Annotated in this window: 16 protein-coding genes and 1 pseudogene; 7 read left to right on the top strand and 10 right to left on the bottom strand. The window is 52.6% G+C overall.

The genetic code is table 11. From position 1 onward, the window contains the following. Positions 1 to 302: 302 nt before the first annotated feature. Positions 303 to 2,780, top strand: a complete 2,478-nt coding sequence (locus tag PBA01S_RS10165; RefSeq protein WP_127575916.1) for an alpha/beta hydrolase family protein — start codon at positions 303 to 305, stop codon at positions 2,778 to 2,780. A gap of 76 nt (positions 2,781 to 2,856) precedes the next feature. Here PBA01S_RS10165 and PBA01S_RS10160 read toward each other — a convergent pair whose 3' ends face one another. Then, complete coding sequence (locus PBA01S_RS10160; RefSeq protein WP_016313133.1) at positions 2,857 to 3,414, bottom strand: GbsR/MarR family transcriptional regulator; 558 nt, start codon at positions 3,412 to 3,414, stop codon at positions 2,857 to 2,859. Between the two features lie 345 nt (positions 3,415 to 3,759). Here PBA01S_RS10160 and PBA01S_RS10155 point away from each other — a divergent pair, with 345 nt between their 5' ends. The 4 genes and pseudogenes from PBA01S_RS10155 (at position 3,760) to PBA01S_RS10140 (ending at position 7,246) form a co-directional block, all read left to right on the top strand. After that, entirely contained in the window at positions 3,760 to 5,007 is a 1,248-nt protein-coding gene (locus PBA01S_RS10155) for a quaternary amine ABC transporter ATP-binding protein (protein WP_127575915.1), read from the top strand. Beyond that, a pseudogene (locus tag PBA01S_RS10150) lies at positions 4,967 to 5,798 on the top strand (ABC transporter permease); the annotation flags it as partial. The gene PBA01S_RS10155 and the pseudogene PBA01S_RS10150, both read left to right, overlap by 41 nt. 15 nt (positions 5,799 to 5,813) lie before the next feature. After that, the gene (locus PBA01S_RS10145; protein ID WP_371859523.1) at positions 5,814 to 6,755 is read left to right on the top strand and encodes a glycine betaine ABC transporter substrate-binding protein; all 942 of its coding nucleotides are present in this window, start codon (positions 5,814 to 5,816) and stop codon (positions 6,753 to 6,755) included. A gap of 314 nt (positions 6,756 to 7,069) precedes the next feature. Next, positions 7,070 to 7,246 (top strand): YjfB family protein, encoded by a 177-nt coding sequence (locus PBA01S_RS10140; protein ID WP_016313137.1) that lies wholly within the window; start codon positions 7,070 to 7,072, stop codon positions 7,244 to 7,246. 4 nt (positions 7,247 to 7,250) lie between these two features. On the opposite strand, the gene PBA01S_RS10135 is transcribed toward PBA01S_RS10140, so the two are convergent. The 3 genes from PBA01S_RS10135 to PBA01S_RS10125 all read right to left on the bottom strand — a co-directional run bounded on the left by PBA01S_RS10135 (position 7,251) and on the right by PBA01S_RS10125 (position 9,759). Then, positions 7,251 to 7,694, bottom strand: a complete 444-nt coding sequence (locus PBA01S_RS10135; protein ID WP_232228366.1) for an ASCH domain-containing protein — start codon at positions 7,692 to 7,694, stop codon at positions 7,251 to 7,253. A gap of 36 nt (positions 7,695 to 7,730) precedes the next feature. Then, complete coding sequence (locus PBA01S_RS10130) at positions 7,731 to 8,528, bottom strand: patatin-like phospholipase family protein (RefSeq protein ID WP_028539664.1); 798 nt, start codon at positions 8,526 to 8,528, stop codon at positions 7,731 to 7,733. A 145-nt stretch (positions 8,529 to 8,673) separates the two neighbouring features. Continuing rightward, positions 8,674 to 9,759 carry a stalk domain-containing protein gene (locus tag PBA01S_RS10125; protein WP_127575913.1) on the bottom strand — a complete coding sequence of 362 codons (1,086 nt, stop codon included), beginning with the start codon at positions 9,757 to 9,759 and terminating at the stop codon, positions 8,674 to 8,676. 625 nt (positions 9,760 to 10,384) lie between these two features. On the opposite strand from PBA01S_RS10125, the gene PBA01S_RS10120 reads away from it, so the two are divergent. Next, entirely contained in the window at positions 10,385 to 11,056 is a 672-nt protein-coding gene (locus PBA01S_RS10120) for an SOS response-associated peptidase (protein WP_016313141.1), read from the top strand. A 74-nt stretch (positions 11,057 to 11,130) separates the two neighbouring features. Here the strand turns inward: PBA01S_RS10120 and PBA01S_RS10115 are convergent, their stop codons facing one another. Together PBA01S_RS10115 and PBA01S_RS10110 are read right to left on the bottom strand one after the other, a co-directional pair. Continuing rightward, the gene (locus PBA01S_RS10115) at positions 11,131 to 11,403 is read right to left on the bottom strand and encodes a DUF6171 family protein (RefSeq protein WP_009226441.1); all 273 of its coding nucleotides are present in this window, start codon (positions 11,401 to 11,403) and stop codon (positions 11,131 to 11,133) included. 6 nt (positions 11,404 to 11,409) lie between these two features. Next, positions 11,410 to 12,906 carry an alpha-N-arabinofuranosidase gene (locus PBA01S_RS10110; protein ID WP_127575912.1) on the bottom strand — a complete coding sequence of 499 codons (1,497 nt, stop codon included), beginning with the start codon at positions 12,904 to 12,906 and terminating at the stop codon, positions 11,410 to 11,412. Between the two features lie 187 nt (positions 12,907 to 13,093). Here PBA01S_RS10110 and PBA01S_RS10105 point away from each other — a divergent pair, with 187 nt between their 5' ends. Then, positions 13,094 to 13,999, top strand: coding sequence for an ArsR/SmtB family transcription factor (locus PBA01S_RS10105; protein WP_028539569.1), 906 nt, complete (start codon positions 13,094 to 13,096; stop codon positions 13,997 to 13,999). Positions 14,000 to 14,089: 90 nt separating this feature from the next. On the opposite strand, the gene PBA01S_RS10100 is transcribed toward PBA01S_RS10105, so the two are convergent. From PBA01S_RS10100 to PBA01S_RS10085, 4 genes are read right to left on the bottom strand one after another with little or no spacing between them, the layout of a single operon-like run. Further along, positions 14,090 to 16,336, bottom strand: coding sequence for a glycoside hydrolase family 95 protein (locus PBA01S_RS10100; RefSeq protein WP_371859522.1), 2,247 nt, complete (start codon positions 16,334 to 16,336; stop codon positions 14,090 to 14,092). A gap of 53 nt (positions 16,337 to 16,389) precedes the next feature. Then, positions 16,390 to 17,409, bottom strand: coding sequence for a zinc-binding alcohol dehydrogenase family protein (locus tag PBA01S_RS10095; protein ID WP_127575910.1), 1,020 nt, complete (start codon positions 17,407 to 17,409; stop codon positions 16,390 to 16,392). Then, positions 17,406 to 18,371 (bottom strand): aldo/keto reductase, encoded by a 966-nt coding sequence (locus PBA01S_RS10090; RefSeq protein ID WP_127575909.1) that lies wholly within the window; start codon positions 18,369 to 18,371, stop codon positions 17,406 to 17,408. Before PBA01S_RS10090 ends, PBA01S_RS10095 begins: the two co-directional genes overlap by 4 nt. Positions 18,372 to 18,375: 4 nt before the next feature. Then, a complete protein-coding gene (locus PBA01S_RS10085; RefSeq protein WP_028539573.1) occupies positions 18,376 to 19,221 on the bottom strand; it encodes an amidohydrolase family protein in 846 nt (281 codons plus the stop codon). Positions 19,222 to 19,231: the final 10 nt, after the last annotated feature.

Below are 19,231 nucleotides of genomic sequence, written 5' to 3'. Positions count from 1 at the left end.
GTCAGCCGAATCAGCTTGGTTTTGTAGACTTCTGCTCGGCCAAATGGGTCTGTTCGAACTGATGACCTGCGAACATCACTAGCCTAACGCGTCTTTCGGACTTCCTGAAGATCACTCAGACTTCACTGATGGAACGGGATAATCCTGCAAAAGTGGTGTAGCGGGTCATCAATAGCGGCTTGGTTCGGTAGGGCATCGAGCATCTGAGCAAGCTGAACTTGCTAATTCGGCCCCTGTTTTCCCCTGTTTCTCCCGGTCCTTGGCCCATGTTACAATAAAGGAAGAGGAGAGACTACGAGATTTTGGGGGAAGCCATGGAAATTCAGGTGGTTACTGAACTTTTACTGAGCAAGCCGACGCTGCGTTACCGGATCGCTCGCCGTATCCGGAACGCTTACCGATACGATACCGCCTTTTGGCGATTCGCCATTGCCGGCCCCTGGGGGGCCGGCATGTTCGCGTTTGGCCTACTGGCGCTCGGGATGCCGACCGGGCTGGGGAGTCCGGTCGATCTGCTGCTGTTCCTGCTCGCAGGAACGCTGGGCCTGTACCTGACCGCCCACATCACCGCGCTGCTGCTGGCTTTGATCGGCCTGCCGATCCCCCGCCTGTTTACAGGGGCGGTCTTGTTTGATTTTGCCGCGAGCTTCGTTATTTTCTACTCTAACGAAGTTGCGCTGCCCGCGGCGTTGGTCATCGCCGCGGTGATCAGCCTGGCGGGCATCTCCGCCGGGCTGTTGGCAGGAACGCTCGCCAGCCGGAGGCTGCGGCGGCGCCATAAAGCCGCAGCTGCCCTCATGGCGGCGCTGCTGGCGGCCATCGCCGCGATCTGGCCGTTCGCGGCGAGTCCCGGGAGCGGCTCCGCCGTGCCGGCCTATCAAGGCGTGCAAAGCGCCGGGATCTGGGAAGCCGGCGAAGCCGATGGTGACAAGGCGCGCGACGTCGCAAGCAGCGACGCCGCCGCCAGTTCAGCGACCGTGCCAAGCTTGGCCGAGCTGCTAGACAGCCCCGCTGAACCCGGGCCTTATGAGGTGTCGACCTTCACCTACGGCAGCGGGAACGACGCTTGGCAGCCCGAATACGGAGAAGCGGTCGACATCACCTCCGGAACGGTGGATGCCTCCGTCTACATTAAGAAGTGGTCCGTCTACCGGACCGCCTATTGGGGATTTAATCAGCGAGCACTTCCGCTGAACGGGAGAGTCTGGATGCCTGTCGCAGCAGAGGAACAGGACCACACCAACCTAGGGAACAGCGCTGCCGATAGCCAAACTCGGTACCCGCTCGTGCTGATCGTTCACGGGAATCACCTCATGGAGGATTTCTCCGATGACGGATACGCTTATCTGGGAGAATTGTTGGCCAGCCGAGGGTTTATCGTCGTATCCGTCGATGAGAACTTCTTGAATTACTCCGTATGGACGGGGATTCCCGATAACGATATGAAGGTTCGAGCCTGGATTTTGCTGAAGCATTTGCAGCAGATTGGTGTTTTTGCCGACGAACCTGGTAACCCGTTATACCACAAAATCGACTTCACCCGCATCGGACTGGCGGGCCATTCCCGGGGCGGGCAAGCGGTGGCGATGGCTGCGGATTACAAAGATTGGTTCGCGGACGACGCGGAACTGATATCGAGCTTAGAGGACGTCCAGATTCAAGCGGTGGCAGCGATCGCCCCCACGGACAAAAAGGTAGACGGAAAATACACCCAGCTTAAGGATGTCAGCTATTTGACATTGCAAGGCGCGCGGGATGGCGATGTCAGCGACTTTGACGGCGACCGGCAGTACATGCGTACGAGTTTTTCACCGGGAACGAATCGGTTCAAAGCTTCGCTGTACATCGGGGACGCCAACCATAGCCAGTTCAACAGTAGCTGGGGCGGTCGGGACGTCAGTTATCCGAAGGGCATTCTGCTCAGCCGAAACGGGATGCTGTCTCCTTCCGAACAGCGGAGCATCGCGAAGGTGTACATCTCGGCTTTCTTCGAGGAAACGCTGCACGGTACGGCAACGGGGAGTAACGCTTCCGGCCCCGCTTCGGCTACAACTACCGATTCAGGACCCAGCCGCTATCTTCCGCTGCTGCAGGATTACCGCACTGGATTAGCCTGGCTCCCGGACACGGTGTATTACAATCGTTTCGAGAGCAGCACGTTTACTGCTTGGGCCCGCTACGATGAAGATTTCAACCGGTTAAGTCTTCCCGGGGGCGGGAAAGCATCGGGGAGCAACCTCACCTGGAAGGAAGAAGAGGCGAAGAACCGGCAAAACGGCACCAAGCCGTCCCGGGGAATCGTGCTGGAGCGTAAGTCTAGCAGCAACGCCCCGTCCGCTTATACGTTAAGCTGGGAACAAGGTGCTCCCCTTCCAACTGGCGGCCCGCCGAAGGAGCTCGCCTTTTCACTCACCGACCGCAGCTTCGAGCTGGAGGATGAGCAAACCCCGGATGCCGCTCTAGCTTCGGGTTCCGTCAAGGTTGAGGTGGAGCTGACCGACGGCAACGACACCTCTGTCCGCCTGCCGCTCAAGAGGTTTATGGAGATCGAGCCGCTGCCTGTCACTTCATTTACGATCCATCCCTGGCTGGAGCGCCACCTGTCAGGCGGCAAATACAAGCATCCAACCGAAGCGGTCTACCAGACATATCGTCTCGACCTAGCAGACTTTGCGGCTACCAACCCCAGCTTCGATCCAAACACGGGGATCCAGCGCCTGACCTTCTATCTGAACGGCGGCGCTGCCAAGCTGATGCTGGATGACATCGGAGTCTACTGATACGCAAAAAAAAAAACGCTTATTCCCCACGCTGCGCAAATGCCAACGTGCTTGGGAATAAGCGTTATATTTTTTATCAGGATTCGGTTTCCTTGGGGACCAGCTTATAGATCTCTCCGCTTTCCATCGCGTCGATCAGACGGTCCAGCCATTCGTAATATTTCACAGATTCTTTCATCTTACGGATGTCTTCTTCCAATACGTTGCGAAGCGGCTCGTCCTCCTCCACCGCCATCACCTTCGTTAATTCATCAATGGACCGACGCAGCACCAGGATATTGCTCTCCACCGCTTTTCTCCATTTAATCGCGAAGAAGTCCGTAAACGTCTGGTACCAGTCATATTCCACTTCATATAAGTCCTTGCGGGAGCCTTTCTCCCACACTTTATTGACCATTTTGAGATCCAGCAACGTGCGGACGCCCGTACTCATGCTGGTTTTGCTCATTTTCATTTCCTTGCCCATCTCGTCCAAAGTCATCGGCTTGTCGGCAAAGAACAGCAGCCCGTACAAGTGCCCTGTAGACAAAGAGATCCCGTACAAGTCCATGTTTCGGCCGATCGCCTCAATTACGCGTTTGCGTACCTTCATTAATAAAGCCTGTTGCTCATCGGTGAGCTGGTCCAAGCTCATGCTTGCAACCTCCTATTCATATGCAAAAACAACCTCCGCTGTAACGCATCGCCCGCACAGCTTAAGCTCTTTGCGGCTCAACGCTTATTCTATCTTAAGAAAGTCAACCCCAAAAGTAAAGAAGCAGCTTAGGGAGCATTTGGGAGGATATCGGAGTTATCTGTTGATTCGTTATGTTCAGTTTTTTCTGTACGTTCCTTACGTGCGGTTTTCATCTTTGCGTAATTTTCATTCCATTTGTTACACTTACCTCACGGATTGATGCGATATTGCCTCGCTGGGCATTTTTCTAAGCGAAGCCGAGATCGAAGGGGGAACTTCAAGCTATAGAAAAGGAGTGAATCTATGAATCAACCAATATTACAAGTCCGAGATGTTAGCAAGTTATTTGGTCCCCACGCTGAGCAGGCCATTCCATTGCTGAAGCAGGGCTATACCAAAGAACGTCTGCTCAAGGAAAAAGGCGTAACTGTCGGCGTTGGCCAAGTCAGCTTGGACATCCATGAAGGTGAAATTTTCGTCATTATGGGTTTGTCGGGGAGCGGTAAATCGACACTGGTTCGGATGTTGAATCGTTTGATCGAACCTACTGCGGGGGAAATTCTGCTGCATGGACGGGATCTCCGCAAAATGAACAAAGCTGAACTGCGCGAAGTACGGCGTAAATCGATCAGCATGGTGTTCCAGAAGTTTGCTTTATTCCCGCATCGCACGGTCCTGCAAAATGTGGAATACGGACTGGAAATTCAGAAAGTTGCCAAAAAAGAACGCCGCGACAAAGCGATGCAGGCCCTCGAGCTCGTCGGCTTACAAGGCTGGGAACAGAAGATGCCGGATCAGCTGAGCGGCGGTATGCAGCAGCGGGTTGGCCTGGCCCGGGCGTTGGCCAATAACCCGGAAATCCTGTTGATGGACGAAGCGTTCAGTGCGCTCGACCCGCTCATTCGTCGTGACATGCAAGATGAGCTGCTTGAGCTGCAGGAGAAGATGAAGAAGACGATCGTCTTCATTACGCATGATTTGGATGAGGCCCTGCGTCTTGGTGACCGGATCGCCCTGATGAAGGATGGCGCGCTCGTCCAAATTGGCACGCCGGAAGAAATGCTGATGAACCCGGCTAACCGATATGTGGAACGTTTCATTGAGGACGTCGACCTGTCCAAGGTGCTGACCGCAGCCCGCGTCATGCGTCGACCGGAAACCGTTACGTTGGATAAAGGGCCCCGCGTCGCGCTTGAACTGATGCGTGAACGAGGCATCTCCAACCTGTTCGTCATCGGCCGGGGCAAACGCCTGCTCGGCGTCATTACAGCCGAAGACGCCTCCCGTGCTGCTAAGTCCGGGATTGGCCTGGAAGAAATTCTGATTTCAGACGCCCCTCGCGTGGCTCCGGATACCGTGCTAAGTGACCTATTTGAAGTTACAAGCTCTTCCAAGGTACCGCTGGCCGTCGTTGACGAACAGGATCGTTTGCTTGGCGTTATCGTACGCGGTGCCGTGCTGGGTGCCCTCGCCGGAGAACATCATGAACTGAAGGAGGAGGTGAGCCCAGATGGAATTCATCCCGAAATTGCCGCTGGCCGAATGGATTGAATCGCTGGTGGATGCCATGGAGCGGACGCTTGGAGGATTTTTCGACGGATTGTCCACAACGATTGAAACGATCGTTAACTTTTTCGCCGGATTGTTCCTGCTGCCGCATCCGCTGCTGTTTATTGCTATCGTTGGAATCATCGCTTATTTCATCGGAAAATGGCAGTTGGCCTTGTTCACCGTGATCGGGTTCCTGCTAATCGACAACCTTGGCTATTGGACCGAGACCATGAACACCTTAGGCCTGGTGATCACTTCCGGCTTGATCTCGATTCTGTTTGGCATTCCGATCGGGATCTGGTGCGCCTATAGCAAAATGGTCCATCGGATCATCTCACCGTTGTTGGATTTTATGCAGACGATGCCGGCGTTCGTTTATCTGCTGCCAGCGGTAACCTTCTTTAGCCTCGGGGTTGTCCCTGGGGTTATCGCCTCGGTAATCTTCGCGATCCCGCCGACGATTCGGCTTACCTATCTTGGAATCAAGCAAGTGAACGGCGAGTTGACAGAAGCGGCGAATGCCTTTGGATCCACGGCTTGGCAGAAGCTGTTTAAGGTCGAGTTGCCGCTCGCTATGCCCACGTTGATGGCCGGAGTGAACCAGACGATCATGTTGTCGTTGTCGATGGTCGTCATCGCCTCCATGATCGGGGCGCAAGGCATTGGGGCCACCGTTTATCGGGCGGTTACCCAGCTTAAGATCGGGCAAGGCTTTGAAGCCGGGTTGGCCGTGGTTGTCCTGGCCATCGTGCTCGACCGTTTTACGCAAAACCTGTTTAAATCCAAAACACAAAGGGGAGATTGAGATGAAAATGAAGAAGACAAGGAAGTTCATGGTACTGGCAGGATTAGTGGGCATGTTGGCGCTGTCTGCCTGCGGGCAAGCGAACAATACCACAGCCGGCAGTGCGAACAACACACCGGAGGCTTCGGCAAATGGTGGAGGAAATGCCGCTGCCGTCGGTGAGTCTGTCAACTACGAAATCATCGGGATTGACCCTGGTGCCGGAATTATGAAGGCGACAAGCCAAGCGATTGAAATTTACGGCCTTGATGGCTGGAAGCTGATTGAAGGCTCCGGCGCTGCCATGACAGCGATGCTGGACAAAGCGGTAAAATCCGAAAAACCAATCATCGTTACCGGCTGGACCCCTCACTGGATGTTCGCCAAATACGATCTGAAATATTTGGAGGATCCGCAGAAGGTCTACGGGGAAGCTGAAGAAATTCACACGCTGGCACGGAAAGGTTTGAAGGAAGACCATCCGACTGCCTATGAGTTCCTCGATCGCTTCGAGTGGACTTCCGATGAAATGGGCGAGATCATGACGGCGATCCAAGAAGGTCAGGATCCGGCGGAAGCGGCCAAAGCCTGGGCAGACAGCCATGCCGACCGCGTGGATAGCTGGACCGAAGGATTGACACCGGTGGACGGCGACAAATTCAAGTTGAGTTACGTCGCTTGGGATTCGGAAATCGCCAGCACCAACCTGCTCGAGTATGTCCTCGAAACCAAGCTGGGTTATGACGTCGAGTCCCTCCAAGTCGAGGCAGGTCCAATGTGGACTGGTGTCGCCAGCGGTGACGTTGATGCAACTGCAGCCGCTTGGCTCCCGCTCACCCATGCGGATTATTGGGATAAATACGGCGAACAAGTCGAGGATCTCGGCGCGAACATGACCGGCGTCAAAACCGGCCTGGTCGTTCCAACCTACATGGACATCAACTCGATCGAAGACTTGAAGTAATGGTTCTTCTATTTGGTGCTCATGCCTGCGATTTCGCTGCCTATAGCTCAACTAAGGTCATCTGGTTCCGTTACATCTATATTTACCCTGATAGGAATAGAAATAAGGTCTCCTCGTTCCGTTAGTTTTCTATAACGGAAGAAGCCACCCCTGGTACGGGGTGGCTTCTTCATATCTATATCAATTAAAGAAGAGGGAGTATCTAAAGAATAGCACCCGTATCTTAAAGGAACATTACAGAAACCTGAAGATCAGCTTAAAATTCATTATCAATTGAAGTCCGTTTACCGATATAATTCCCAGGAGGTGACAAAATGGATATTGCAGCATTGTCTACGGCCATGAGCCAAAGCGCGCTTTCCCAAGCCGTAAGCATCCGTGTGTTAAGTATGGCTAAGGACCAGGCTGAAATTCAAGGTCAAAATCTCGTACAAATGATGTCACAAAGCCAGCATCCGACGCTTGGCAAGCACTTAGATCTGAAAGTATAACGTATTAACGGTTCCATAAGCCTTGTTTGCCCAGGGCAGGAATCGGCTCTCTGAGCCGGCGTAATTCCGTTAGTTCCCAAGCGTATCGTCCCAGCGCATAATCGCCAAATCGGTATTCTTGCCCTGCGGCTTCCAAGCGTCGCTCCCCTGCCTCCAACCATGCGGTTCGCCCGTCGTTTTGCACGACAGGGAGGCAGTCATTCAACTGACAAACCGCTACGATTGCACCCATCGGCAATTGATCAACAGATCGATATCCGTGCTCCGCTAAGAGAGATCGAATCGGCTCTGTCTCACAAGCCTCCCGATCCACTTGCTTGCCAGCGTGGATGCCAAGCTCCCCGCGGTAATTCGTTCTCCAGCTTCTCGTTTCCAACCGTTTAGCCCCAATCGCAATCAATGTTGCCCATGGCTGTCGTACCGTGATGCAGCGCATTAAATCCCCCATTTTCGTTCTATGATCCTCTGTCAAATCCAATCATCTTCAAGTGAAGTCCGGCTTTACTCGCTTTACCTCTGCCTTGAGCTCATCCATCATGCCCTCGGCCGCTTCCTCCCCTGCCTTGATGCAATCGGCCATTTTGGAGAAATCAAACGCAGACACATGCCCCACATCCGGTCGAATGACGATATCCGCCAGCCGCAGGCTGGTATGCTTCCGCTCTGCGGTCATCAAGCTATAGGAGCGATACACGACTTCAATCATATTGCGGGGCGGCTTCTTCTCATGTTCGCGCGTCACATCCACCGCAATAATCAGCCCTACGTCTTTTCGCTTCAGCTCCTGTACGGGCAAGTTGTTCAGCACCCCGCCATCAACCAGCACTTGTTCCCCCCGTACCAACGGTGCAAACACCCCAGGAAAAGCCGTCGTTGCCCGCAGCGCCGTCCCTAAATCGCCCTTATCCATAATCACCTGCTTGCCTTGCATCAAATCCACAGCAACCGCCTTAAATCGAATGGGGAAATCCTCGATCTTTAGCCCATCCTTCCCATGTTGTCGCAAAAGATCGTTCACGGTTTGGTAGATTTTGTTCCCGCCGATTAACCCGCGTTGGCGAATGCCTAGATCCATCAGCCGGTATTTGGGTGTGTGATATAACAAATCCTCGATGTCCTCTGCTGGAATGCCTGCCGCATACAGGCCTCCGATCGCACCGCCCATGCTCGTGCCAACGATCGCGTCCACCGGGATTCCATGCCGTTCGAATGCCTTCAACACGCCCAGATGAGCGAGTCCCCGTACGGCCCCGCCGCCTAACACCAAACCCACTTGTTCCATGGATGATCTCCCCGCTTGTCGTCGTTTTACTAAAAATACATATTCTTTAGCATAGGCGGAAGTTCCTTCCGGTTAAACACGACAGCCCCGAATCGATAAAGGCATCGACCCGAGGCTGAACTAAAACCTGCTTCAACTGAAGTAATTATTGAAAGGCTGCATAAGGAATAACAAATTCCGGCATTCCCGCCGCATAAGGCGTATATTCATATTGCGTAAAGTAAACAACCACCCCGTTCCGGTTCAGGAAAAAGTCGCGATCCGCTTCAATCGTTTCAAACGGGGTAATTAGTTCCAGCTTGCGTTCTTTGATTTGCTCCTTAATCTTGCTGTTTATGATCGATACATAATTCGTGTTGTTTGCGACTTCTTTCAAGGTCAGCACATTGCCGGTCGAGAGATCAAAGGTGTACGGTACACGGGAGGTCACACCATGTGCCCCGCCAAAGTCCACATAGTAATCGACATAAAGGCTCAGACGGCCTTTCTCGTTATAAGTCACCGTAAAGCGGCCATCCACGCTGAGCTGATGATTCGATGCGCTCGAGTTCGGGTCGAGCGTTTGGTCATTTTCTTTTACAGCAAGACCAACTTCCTTCGCCGCCGCAGCAACATGCTGATCCGCCTCTTTTTTAAGGAAGGCATTGATTTTCTCTTGAACACCGCTGTCAGCTAGTCCGGAAAGAACCGGATAGTACACCCGCAGCGCCTTCCCGTTCCCCTCTGCTGCAATCGCCTTCGCGCTAATCTTCACCTCGTTCTCTTGAATGCCTTGAAGGGCAATTAACTTCGTAGCGGAATCATAACCAACTACATATCCCATTTGTTCAAGAATAAAACGCAGCGGCAAAAAGGTCGTATTATCTTGAACTACAAGCTGCGGTCCCCATAGGAGCTGATCGTTTAGCTTAAAAGAAGAATCCTTTAAGTTGATCTCCAGTAACCGATTCTTGCCGGCCACCTTCGCTGCCTGGGTGGCTTTGTCGAAGCCGATGCCCAGTCCAAGGCCATTGCTCAAATCCCTCAGGGCGATATACGTGGTGCCGTCCAGATTGATGGTTTTGATCGTGGTCTGGGCTCCGCCAATGCTGAAATTCTGAGGAGATACCGTATATTTGGCTTTCGTTGCAGCTTCCGTCGGCTGAGCCGGGAACGACACGGCCAAAGGAGCAGAGAGAAGGACAGCAGCAAGCGTTAAGTTCACCAATGTACTGCGTTTGCGTTGTTTCATGGTTCAAGATCCTTTCTGGTGTGGGTTGTATTTCTTTTCTTCGAACTTGATAACACTGGATAAACGAAGCAGAAGTTGGAAAAGTTGCGTCTGAATTGTGAGATATAGCAGAAAGAAGTTTGCGAGATGTAAAAGTGCATTTTGAACTTTAGCCATATCGCGCCTGTTGGTCACCTTGAGATGTAAAAGTGCAGCTCAATTCAGTCCAATCGTGCTTAAGGTCACCTTGAGACGTAAAAATGCAGTTCATTTCAGTCCAATCGTGCTAGGATCTCTTTGAGATGTAAAAGTGCAGTTAAACTTAGCCAAAATGCGCATTTTGACCTCCTTAAGCTGTAAAAGTGCAGTCAAAAACTTGCTAAACACCCGGAAATTGCTCAAATACGCCAAAATGAACTGTACTTTTACATTTAAGTCGCCTGAAAACCCGCTTTTGAGGAAAATGAACTGCACTTTTGCATTTAGGTGAACGAAATAAGCGACTTTAGCAATGAGCAGCGTACTTCAAGTGTGACTGGCAGGCCCGCAGGCAAATCGATTACAATGATTACATCCAAATACGTCTTACGAAACGAGTCCGAAGAACTTGAATAGCACAATTAGATCTTACGATGGAGGTCTCCTTATGTGCGGCCGCTTTACGATTACACTTCCTCTGGACGAGCTGATTGTCCGGTATCTCATCATGGAAAATCGGCTGGCGAAATTCGCCCCAAACTATAATGTAGCCCCGATGCAGTTCATCCCCGCCATTATTGAAGGCAAGCAGGGCAACCGGCTGGGTGAGCTGCGCTGGGGCCTGGTGCCTTCCTGGGCGAAGGAGGACAAGATCGGTGCCAGCATGATCAACGCCCGCGCTGAGTCGCTTCCAGACAAACCGGCGTTTCGAAAGCTGCTGACGACCCGGCGCTGCCTCATCCCTGCCGACGGATTCTACGAATGGCAGCAGCGGGCCGGAGGCAAGCAGCCGTATCGGATCGTCATGAAAGACGGCAGCCCCTTCGCCTTCGCCGGTCTGTATGACATTTGGACCGATCCGCAAGGCAACAAGCTGGCGACCTGTACGATCATCACCACGGAGCCCAACTCCCTGATGGCCGAGATCCACAACCGGATGCCCGTGATCCTGCAACCTGCGCATGAAGCCGAATGGCTGGCCCGGGACAACACGGATACGGGCTCGCTGCTAAAGCTGCTGCAACCTTACGATGCCGCGAAAATGCGAGCGTACCCGGTCTCGTCTGCCGTCGGGAACGTGCGCAACAATACAAAGGAATTGTTGGAGGAAGCGAAATAGTTCTAAAAAAAAGGCTCCGCCTTTATGCACAAGCAAGGAATCACCCTGCTGCCATAAAGTCGAAGCCTTTCCTATTACGCCTCAATGCTCGCCCACAATCCTCCGCCCGGCAGCGGACAATGCCGTTCCTTGAGCCAGGCGATTACCGGAATGATACAACCGCAGACTGTGCAAGTCATCCCGTCCATCAGCTTCGGACACGCTTCGCATGCGCGAAGTCTGTCCTGATACTGCTCCTCACTCACCCTGCGTTCGGGCGCAAACGCCGTCGTTTTCAGCAAACGTTGGATCTGCTCCTCCGTCACCCGGTAATCGTCCCGGCACGCTTTGCATGAGGTATCCGCCATGTAACGTTATCCCCTCGCAGCCAAATCCAGCGTCGTCACCGATTTCGCCGGCAAATCAACCGTCAGCTTACCGCCATCCAGTTTAAATGCTTCAAACGGCTGCGGCTTCACAACTTCCGGCTGCGCAAACGTATTATGGGCGTCAATCGAATCGCCGGTTAATGTGGTGCCAGTCACCGCCAAGCTGTTGCCGGCCAAGCCCCGGATGTCGATCGTTACCTGTGTATTCGCATGAGGCTGCAGGTTACAGAAGCTGAGATGGATTTTGCCTTCTGCATCCCGCGATGCGGTAGCTGTCACCGCCGGAATCTCGTTGTCTTCCAGCTTGTAGCTGCCTGTTTCCAGTGACAGATCCAGCAGCTCAGCGTCCTGGTGAACCTTATACATATCGAACACATGGTACGTTGGCGTCAAGATCATTTTCTCGCCTTCCGTGAGGATGACGGCCTGAAGCACGTTGACGGTTTGAGCGATGTTCGCCATCCGTACGCGCTCGTTATGTTTGTGGAAGATGTTCAGTGTAAGTCCGGCGACAAGCGCATCGCGCATCGTATTTTGCTGATACAAAAATCCAGGATTGGTCCCCGGCTCCACGTTGTACCAGGTTCCCCATTCATCCACAATCAAACCGACTCGGCCCTCCGGATCGTATTTATCCATGATCGTGCGGTGGCGAGTGATGAGCTCATCCATGCGAAGGGCTTTTCGCAACGTGGCAAACCAGGCAGACTCGTCGAACCCGGTCGCCGCCCCTTTATCCTGCCAATTATCGTTGGGCAGCGTATAGTAGTGCAGCGTGATGGAGTCCATAAAGCGTCCGGCTTCCCGCATCAACACATCCATCCAATTATAGTCGTCCGAATTTGGACCACAGGCGATCCGGTGAATTCGATTATCCCCATAGTTACGGACGTACGTCTGATACCGGCGATACTCGTCAGCATAATATTCCGGGCGCATGTTGCCGCCGCAGCCCCAGTTCTCATTGCCAACACCGAAGTAGGTCACCTTCCAAGGCTCCTTGCGTCCGTTTTGCGCCCGCAGCTCAGCCATCGGCGATACGCCGTCAAAAGTCAGATATTCCACCCACTCCGACATTTCCTGAACGGTTCCGCTGCCCAGGTTGCCGTTAATGTAAGGCTCGCAGCCCAGCTGCCGGCAAAGCTCCATAAACTCGTGGGTCCCGAAATGGTTATTTTCCACCACGCCGCCCCAATGGGTATTGACCATCCGCTTACGGGCTTCCTTCGGCCCGATGCCGTCTTTCCAATGATATTCATCGGCAAAACAGCCGCCCGGCCAGCGCAGCACCGGAATTCGAATTTGTTTAAGCGCTTTCACAACATCGTTGCGAATGCCATTGGTATTTGGAATCGGGGAATCCTCTCCAACCCAAAATCCCTCGTAAATACAGCGACCTAAATGCTCAGAGAAATGACCGTAAATATTGCGATTAATCGTTCCTTTGCCGGAATCGGCATTTAACACTCCATGCAGTGGCATCTGTCATTTCACTCCTTAGTTAATATAAATATTAATTAAATAACTACTCACTTAATATTATAGGCAAACGACCATAACCCCGTCAATTATTCTACCAAATTTTACAACTACATGGAAGATGCTTGTCAAACAATACATTTCTCGTTAATATAATGATTAACTAAAATTCGGGTGAGGTGAAGGCATCTTGAAGCTTGATTTATCTGAACAATCGCTGCCCGTGTATGAGGCACTGGCAAGTCCAGTTCGTCTGCATATTCTGCGTCTGTTAGCCAACCGCCCGATGAACATTAAGGAGTTAGCCGCAGCCGTAGGGCTATCCAGCGCGATTATGACCATGCATGTGCGCAAGCTGTCAGAATGCGGTCTCGTCGCCACCCATATGGCGCCTGGCAAGAGCGGTTTGCAGAAGATTTGTTCACTCGCTGTCTCCGGCGCAGAAATTCAGTTTCCTGCCCAAACGGCAGTCGAGCGCAAAAGCCACCGGGTTGAAATCCCGGTTGGCCATTACTCCGATTTTCACATCGAGCCAACCTGCGGCATTGCAACAACTGACAAAATCATCGGCAGCTTTGACGATCCTCGGTATTTCTGGGACCCGGAGCGGATTCATGCTGCGATTCTCTGGTTTGGCACGGGGTATATCGAATACAAAACCCCTAATTACTTGCTGTCTTCCCAGAAGCCCGAGGAGCTGGTCTTTACGATGGAAATCGCGTCCGAAGCTCCCGGAACCAAGGACGATTATCCTTCGGATATTACGTTTACCTTGAATGGCAAGGTTTTGGGCATCTGGACGAGCCCTGGCGATTACGGAGAGCTGCCTGGAAAATATACCCCTGAGTGGTGGCCAAGACAGGCGAATCAATATGGCCTGCTGAAACGTCTACGAATTACGTTGGACGGGACGTATATGGACGGCTTGAAGATGTCCGACGTCACCCTTCACGACATTGACATTCGGCAGAAGCAATGGACGCTGCGTCTATCCGTGGAGCCGGACGCCCGTTATCCAGGCGGTTTGACGTTATTCGGCAAGGGCTTCGGGAACTATGGTGAGCATCCAAGCGCGGAAGTGTTTTATGTGGAATAACATCATATCCCATATATCCCCCTCATGGATGTTGATGCTCCGGCAGCTCGTTATCCACCCGCCGGAGCATCACCTTATTCGCCCTTCGCCTTATTGCCGAAATACGTAAGTTCGCCCTGCCTCCCCTGCAAATGTCACAGGTTCAAGACCAGGGGCAACCAAACGACATGTCCCTGTTACAGAACACGTGACCTGTGCTTCCGTCACTTTGCCCGCTGCCCAAGTGAAATCAACTGTAAATCCTCCCCGGGCCCGAAGTCCGCTTACCTTCCCCTCATTCCAAGCCTCAGGCAACGCAGGTAATAACTGAATAACTCCTTCATGACTTTGCAACAGCATCTCGGCAATCCCTGCGGTTCCACCGAAGTTCCCATCAATCTGAAACGGAGGATGATTGTCGAACAGATTAGGTAAAGTGGAGTGTTTAAGCAACTCTTTTACATTTTCAAAGGCCTTCGAGCCATCTCGCAGTCTGGCCCAGAAGTTAATGATCCACGCCCGACTCCAACCCGTGTGTCCTCCGCCATGAGCTAATCTGCGTTCCAGCGTTTTTCTTGCAGCCGCAGCAAGTTCCGGTGTCCGATCCACGCTAAAGCCTTCACCCGGATAAAGGGCGAATAGATGGGAAATATGACGATGCCCTGGCTCCAGTTCCTCGTAATCCTCCATCCACTCTTGAATTTGTCCATATTTGCCAATTTGCGGCTCAGGCAGCCGCTTCAGTGTAGTAACAAGTTCCTCGCGAAACGCCTCGTCCCGTCCAAGGATTTCCGAACTGCGGATGCAAGCTTCAAACAGCGCTTCAATAATCTGAAAGTCCATTGAAGCCCCGGAGCAGAGCACGCCCGTTTCCCCGTTCGGCAGCTTATAGCTGTTCTCCGGCGAGACCGAAGGACAGGTGATCAGGCGCCCTTCTTCGTCCTCGATCAAATAATCGAGCAGAAACAGTGCCGCTTCCTTCATCGTCTCATAGGAACGCTCCAGAAAGGAGGCATCCTGGCTGAACCGGTAATGCTCCCATAAATGCAGGCACAACCATGCGGCGCCCATTGGCCAGAAAGAAGCTGGAAGGTACGTGTCCTGCGGAGCGGTGTCAGCCCAAATATCTGTATTGTGATGCGCCGTGAATCCGCTACAGCCATACATCGTGCGGGCTGTCACCCGTCCGGGCTCTCTCATCCGTTCAATCAAATCGAACAGCGGTTCATGACATTCAGCCAAGTTGCAATTTTCAGCCAGCCAGTAGTTCATTTGGGTGTTGATATTAATCGTGAACTTGCTGTCCCAAGGCGGGGTGAAGCTGTCGTTCCAGATGCCCTGAAGGTTAGCTGGCAATGATCCGGGCCGACTGGAGGAGATCAGCAGATAACGTCCAAATTGGAAATAGGTAGCGATCAGTCCATGGTCCTCTCCCCCCTTCCGGAGACGGTCCAGCCTCTCATCGGTAGGCAGTGCTTGAAGTTCCGGGCTCTCCGGAAGCTCCAAATTTACTCGCCCATACAGTTCCTGATAATTTGCGATATGCCGGACTCGCAACTCCGGATAAGTGAACCGACTCAGTTCAGTCAACTGTTGTTTGCAGGAAAGCTCCGGATCGGGCTGGCGGAACGTTGTACCCGCCGCGAGCAGCAGAGTGATCGCGTCGGCCCCTTCCACTAACAAATATTCTCCCAAAGTCCGGCAAGTCCCACCTTCGGGAAGCGCCTTCAATACAGCGCAAAAAGAGCTGCCTCCTTTACCACCGCACTCCCCTCGCATCACTAACCCGTTTTTCTCCCATTTGGCTGTCTGCTCCAAATATCGCCATTCCCGGCGATTAAATCGGGCTTTGAGTGATACAGCCGCCTCCTTGTCCGCGGACACCCGAATGATGATCGCCTGATCCGGATAACTGGCAAACATCTCACGGGTATATCGCACCCCGCCAATTCGATAGCTGACCCGGGCTACCCCGTGCTCCAAATCCAGCTCCCGTACATAGTCCTCGGCATGCTCCCCATGATGACCGAAAGAAAGGAGTAAATCCCCAAGCGGCAAATAGTGTCGCTGCGCTTCCGGCGTTCCGGCCATCGTCATCGCCGCCAGTTCTTCAGCCTTCTGAAGTTGCCCTTCCAGAATCAACCTGCGAACTTCAGGCAAATGAGGCAAAGCATCCTCATTATTTCGATTGCGAGGCCCACCGTACCATACGGAATCCTCGTTAAGCTGCAGCTTCTCCTCCGCTATACCTCCAAAAATCATTGCACCTAGTCTGCCGTTGCCGATAGGTAAAGCCTCGTTCCATTCTGAGGCGGGCTTACCGTACCACAATCGGTGCTTCTGTTCCGTACTAGCCATGCTCGTCATGCTCTTCCTCCTGTCCGCAGAATGTGCGAAAGTGCTTCATTCGGTTATTCCAGCTCCACCAGTGCTTTAATCACCCCGGATTCAGGCTGGAGCCATTTCTCGAAATGATCGATCATCTCTTCAAATGCACAACGGTGGGTGATATAAGAGCCGATGTCAATGCTGCCTTCTGACACCGCCGCAAGCACGCGCACAAAGTCCTCTCTCGTCGCGTTTCGACTGCCCTGTACGGTCATTTCGCGCGCGTGAAAATCGGAATCGTTGAAGGTGATCGTGTTTTTTACCAATCCGACAAATGTTAAGGTTCCACCATGGCCGACAAGTCCAAAGGCGCTCTCCATGGACGAAGCATTCCCGGTGGCATCGATCACAAAGGCTGGAAAATTGCCGTCCGTATGGTTAGCTAACCATTCCTTTGGTGCCTGCAGCGCATTTACGGTATGTTCAGCTTTTGCCCACACCTTGCAAAACTCAAGACGTTCTTCGTTCACATCCATCGCAATCACCTTCGCACCGGCATAACCAGCCATGGCCATAACGCCCAACCCGATCGGACCGGCACCGATGACCAGCACTTCATCGCCTGCCTTTAATCCTGAACGTCTGACGGCGTGAGCCCCAATTGCAAGCGGTTCCAACATCGCGGACTGATCCAGCGTTAGTCCTTCCGTTCGAATCAGATGTGATATCGGGACTGCCACTCTTTCCCGCATTCCGCCGTCAAGATGAACGCCAAGCACCTTCATTTGTTGGCAGCAGTTCGTTTTGCCGCTGCGACAAGCACGACATTGACCGCAATGAAGATACGGAATTACACTTACCTGATCTCCGGCTCGAAAACCTTCCCGATTCTCCCCAATGTGCTCAATCGTTCCTGACAACTCATGCCCTAGTATCCGCGGATACGTAAAATAAGGCTGATTCCCCCGGTACGCATGCAGATCGGTTCCGCAAATCCCCACTCTACGGATCTTCACAATCGCCTCCCCTTCCCCGATTTCCGGCTCCGGCAGGTCTTCTCGAAAAACGAACCGTCCGATATTTTCGCAGATGATCCCCTTCATGAAGTTCGCCCCCCGTTCTGATGTGCAGGCGCTCCGCCCCATTCCGGGCTCCCGCTTGACCAAGTTTTACCGTCAATTGGCTTCAGGATCTCCAGAACTTCCTTCAGCAAGGATTCATCCAGGGGTTCTTCTGTCCACATAATGTTGTTGCGAATATTTTCCGGATTTGCCGTACTGACCAGCGTCGTCGTGATGCGTTCATTGGCCGTCGAATACTGAATGGCCAGCTTGGCGATATCCGTACCTTGGCTTCGGCAAAACTCAGCAGCACGTCGGCATACCGCTTTGATCTCCTCGCTCGCAGGATGCCATTCCGGCACCTCCCGATTGCTCAGCAATCCCATAGATAACGGCGAAGCATTGATCAAACCAACGTCTTGCTGTTCCAGCAGCGGAAGCAGTTCTAGCAACGTAGAGTCGTTCAAGGAATAATGACAGTACGATAAAATCACGTCCAGCGTCGTATGGGACAACACCATATTAAATATATTCAACGGCAGCCCTGATACGCCAAAGAAGCGAATTTTCCCGGATTGCTTCAGCTGTTCGAGTGCGGGAATCCCTTCCTCCAGCACTTGCTTCACCGAACCAAATTCGATGTCATGCAGCAACAGGATGTCGAGATAGTCCGTCCCAAGGCGCCGCATGCTTTCCTCCGCACTTTGAATCACCCGATTCGCCGAAAAATCAAACTCGTCTTGTCCATAACGCCCTGCTTTGGTGGACAACACATAACGGTCCCGAGGAACCGATCTCAGCGCTTCCCCCAGCACCGTTTCCGCTTGAGTCAAGCCGTAATAGGGAGAAACGTCAATCAAGTTGATTCCCATATCGATAGCGGTATGAACTGTGCGGATCCCCTCCTCCTTCTGAATGTCTCGAAATACTCCCCCAAGCGAAGAAGCTCCAAAACTTAACGCCGATACGTCCAACCCAGTCTTTCCCAACTTCCGGTATTGCATCGCGTCACCCTCCCATGGATAACAACTTGTAAAATTTCGCAGCGTTGCCGCCAAAGACCGCTTCAGTCTCTTCCGGTGTCAGCCGATCCCGCACGGTATACCGGAACAAGTCCACCACCTCATCATAGGTCGCTGCCAGGAGACAGACCGGCCAATCGCTGCCGAACATGATACGTTCTGGGCCGAATAAATCGAGAACTTCATTGACATATGCGGTAAAATCTTCTTTCTTCCAGAATTCTCGGTTCGCCTCCGTCACCATACCAGAGAGCTTGCAGTAGATGCTTGTATGCTTCGCAATTTCAGCCATTTGGCTTCTCCACGGCTCGATTTCCCCTGAAGCGATGAGCGGCTTCGCCATATGATCCACAACTCCTCGAAGATGCGGAACCCGCTCCAGCAATTGAACAAGCTGCGGCAATTGGTGAGAAAGGACTAGCAAATCAATCGGTACATCCCGATCCGCAAAATAAGAGAGTGCTTCAATATAAGCGGGTGATAATATGATGTTCGGGTCCTCCATGTCCTGTATCATCACGCGAAATCCTATAAATTTAGGATGTTGAGCAAAGCGCTCATATTGCTCCCTGTAAGACGGCGCCTCAAGATCCAGCCAGCCTACGACGCCAGCAATAAAATCAGCGGTTTCACTTAATTGAAGAATAAATTCAGTTTCCTCCACAGTCGGGGCCGCCTGGACCAAAATAGTCTTATCGATTTGATGCTTATGCAAAGACGGTTCAAGATCGGTGGGCAAAAAATCACGGTAAAGGATCGGCAGTTCTGGTGTGATCCAGCCATAATCGCCGCGATCGATCTTCCAGAAATGCTGGTGCGCATCAATACGCATTTCATCACCT

Origin of the sequence: Paenibacillus barengoltzii NBRC 101215 (genome assembly GCF_004000745.1) — a bacterium.
Lineage (GTDB): Bacteria > Bacillota > Bacilli > Paenibacillales > Paenibacillaceae > Fontibacillus > Fontibacillus barengoltzii.
Note: the sequence above shows the minus strand (reverse complement) of the source record. Positions and strands in the feature narration are given on the sequence as shown.

Excerpts from the sequence above, each read along its gene's own strand:
- PBA01S_RS10115 (WP_009226441.1), bottom strand. The coding sequence starts at position 11,403 with ATGGCGGATACCTCATGCAAAGCGTGCCGGGACGATTACCGGGTGACG.
- PBA01S_RS10145 (WP_371859523.1), top strand. The coding sequence starts at position 5,814 with ATGAAAATGAAGAAGACAAGGAAGTTCATGGTACTGGCAGGATTAGTG.
- PBA01S_RS10100 (WP_371859522.1), bottom strand. The coding sequence starts at position 16,336 with ATGGCTAGTACGGAACAGAAGCACCGATTGTGGTACGGTAAGCCCGCC.
- PBA01S_RS10090 (WP_127575909.1), bottom strand. The coding sequence starts at position 18,371 with ATGCAATACCGGAAGTTGGGAAAGACTGGGTTGGACGTATCGGCGTTA.
- PBA01S_RS10120 (WP_016313141.1), top strand. The coding sequence starts at position 10,385 with ATGTGCGGCCGCTTTACGATTACACTTCCTCTGGACGAGCTGATTGTC.
- PBA01S_RS10140 (WP_016313137.1), top strand. The coding sequence starts at position 7,070 with ATGGATATTGCAGCATTGTCTACGGCCATGAGCCAAAGCGCGCTTTCC.
- PBA01S_RS10085 (WP_028539573.1), bottom strand. The coding sequence starts at position 19,221 with ATGCGTATTGATGCGCACCAGCATTTCTGGAAGATCGATCGCGGCGAT.
- PBA01S_RS10095 (WP_127575910.1), bottom strand. The coding sequence starts at position 17,409 with ATGAAGGGGATCATCTGCGAAAATATCGGACGGTTCGTTTTTCGAGAA.
- PBA01S_RS10125 (WP_127575913.1), bottom strand. The coding sequence starts at position 9,759 with ATGAAACAACGCAAACGCAGTACATTGGTGAACTTAACGCTTGCTGCT.
- PBA01S_RS10135 (WP_232228366.1), bottom strand. The coding sequence starts at position 7,694 with ATGGGGGATTTAATGCGCTGCATCACGGTACGACAGCCATGGGCAACA.
- PBA01S_RS10110 (WP_127575912.1), bottom strand. The coding sequence starts at position 12,906 with ATGCCACTGCATGGAGTGTTAAATGCCGATTCCGGCAAAGGAACGATT.
- PBA01S_RS10160 (WP_016313133.1), bottom strand. The coding sequence starts at position 3,414 with ATGAGCTTGGACCAGCTCACCGATGAGCAACAGGCTTTATTAATGAAG.
- PBA01S_RS10155 (WP_127575915.1), top strand. The coding sequence starts at position 3,760 with ATGAATCAACCAATATTACAAGTCCGAGATGTTAGCAAGTTATTTGGT.
- PBA01S_RS10130 (WP_028539664.1), bottom strand. The coding sequence starts at position 8,528 with ATGGAACAAGTGGGTTTGGTGTTAGGCGGCGGGGCCGTACGGGGACTC.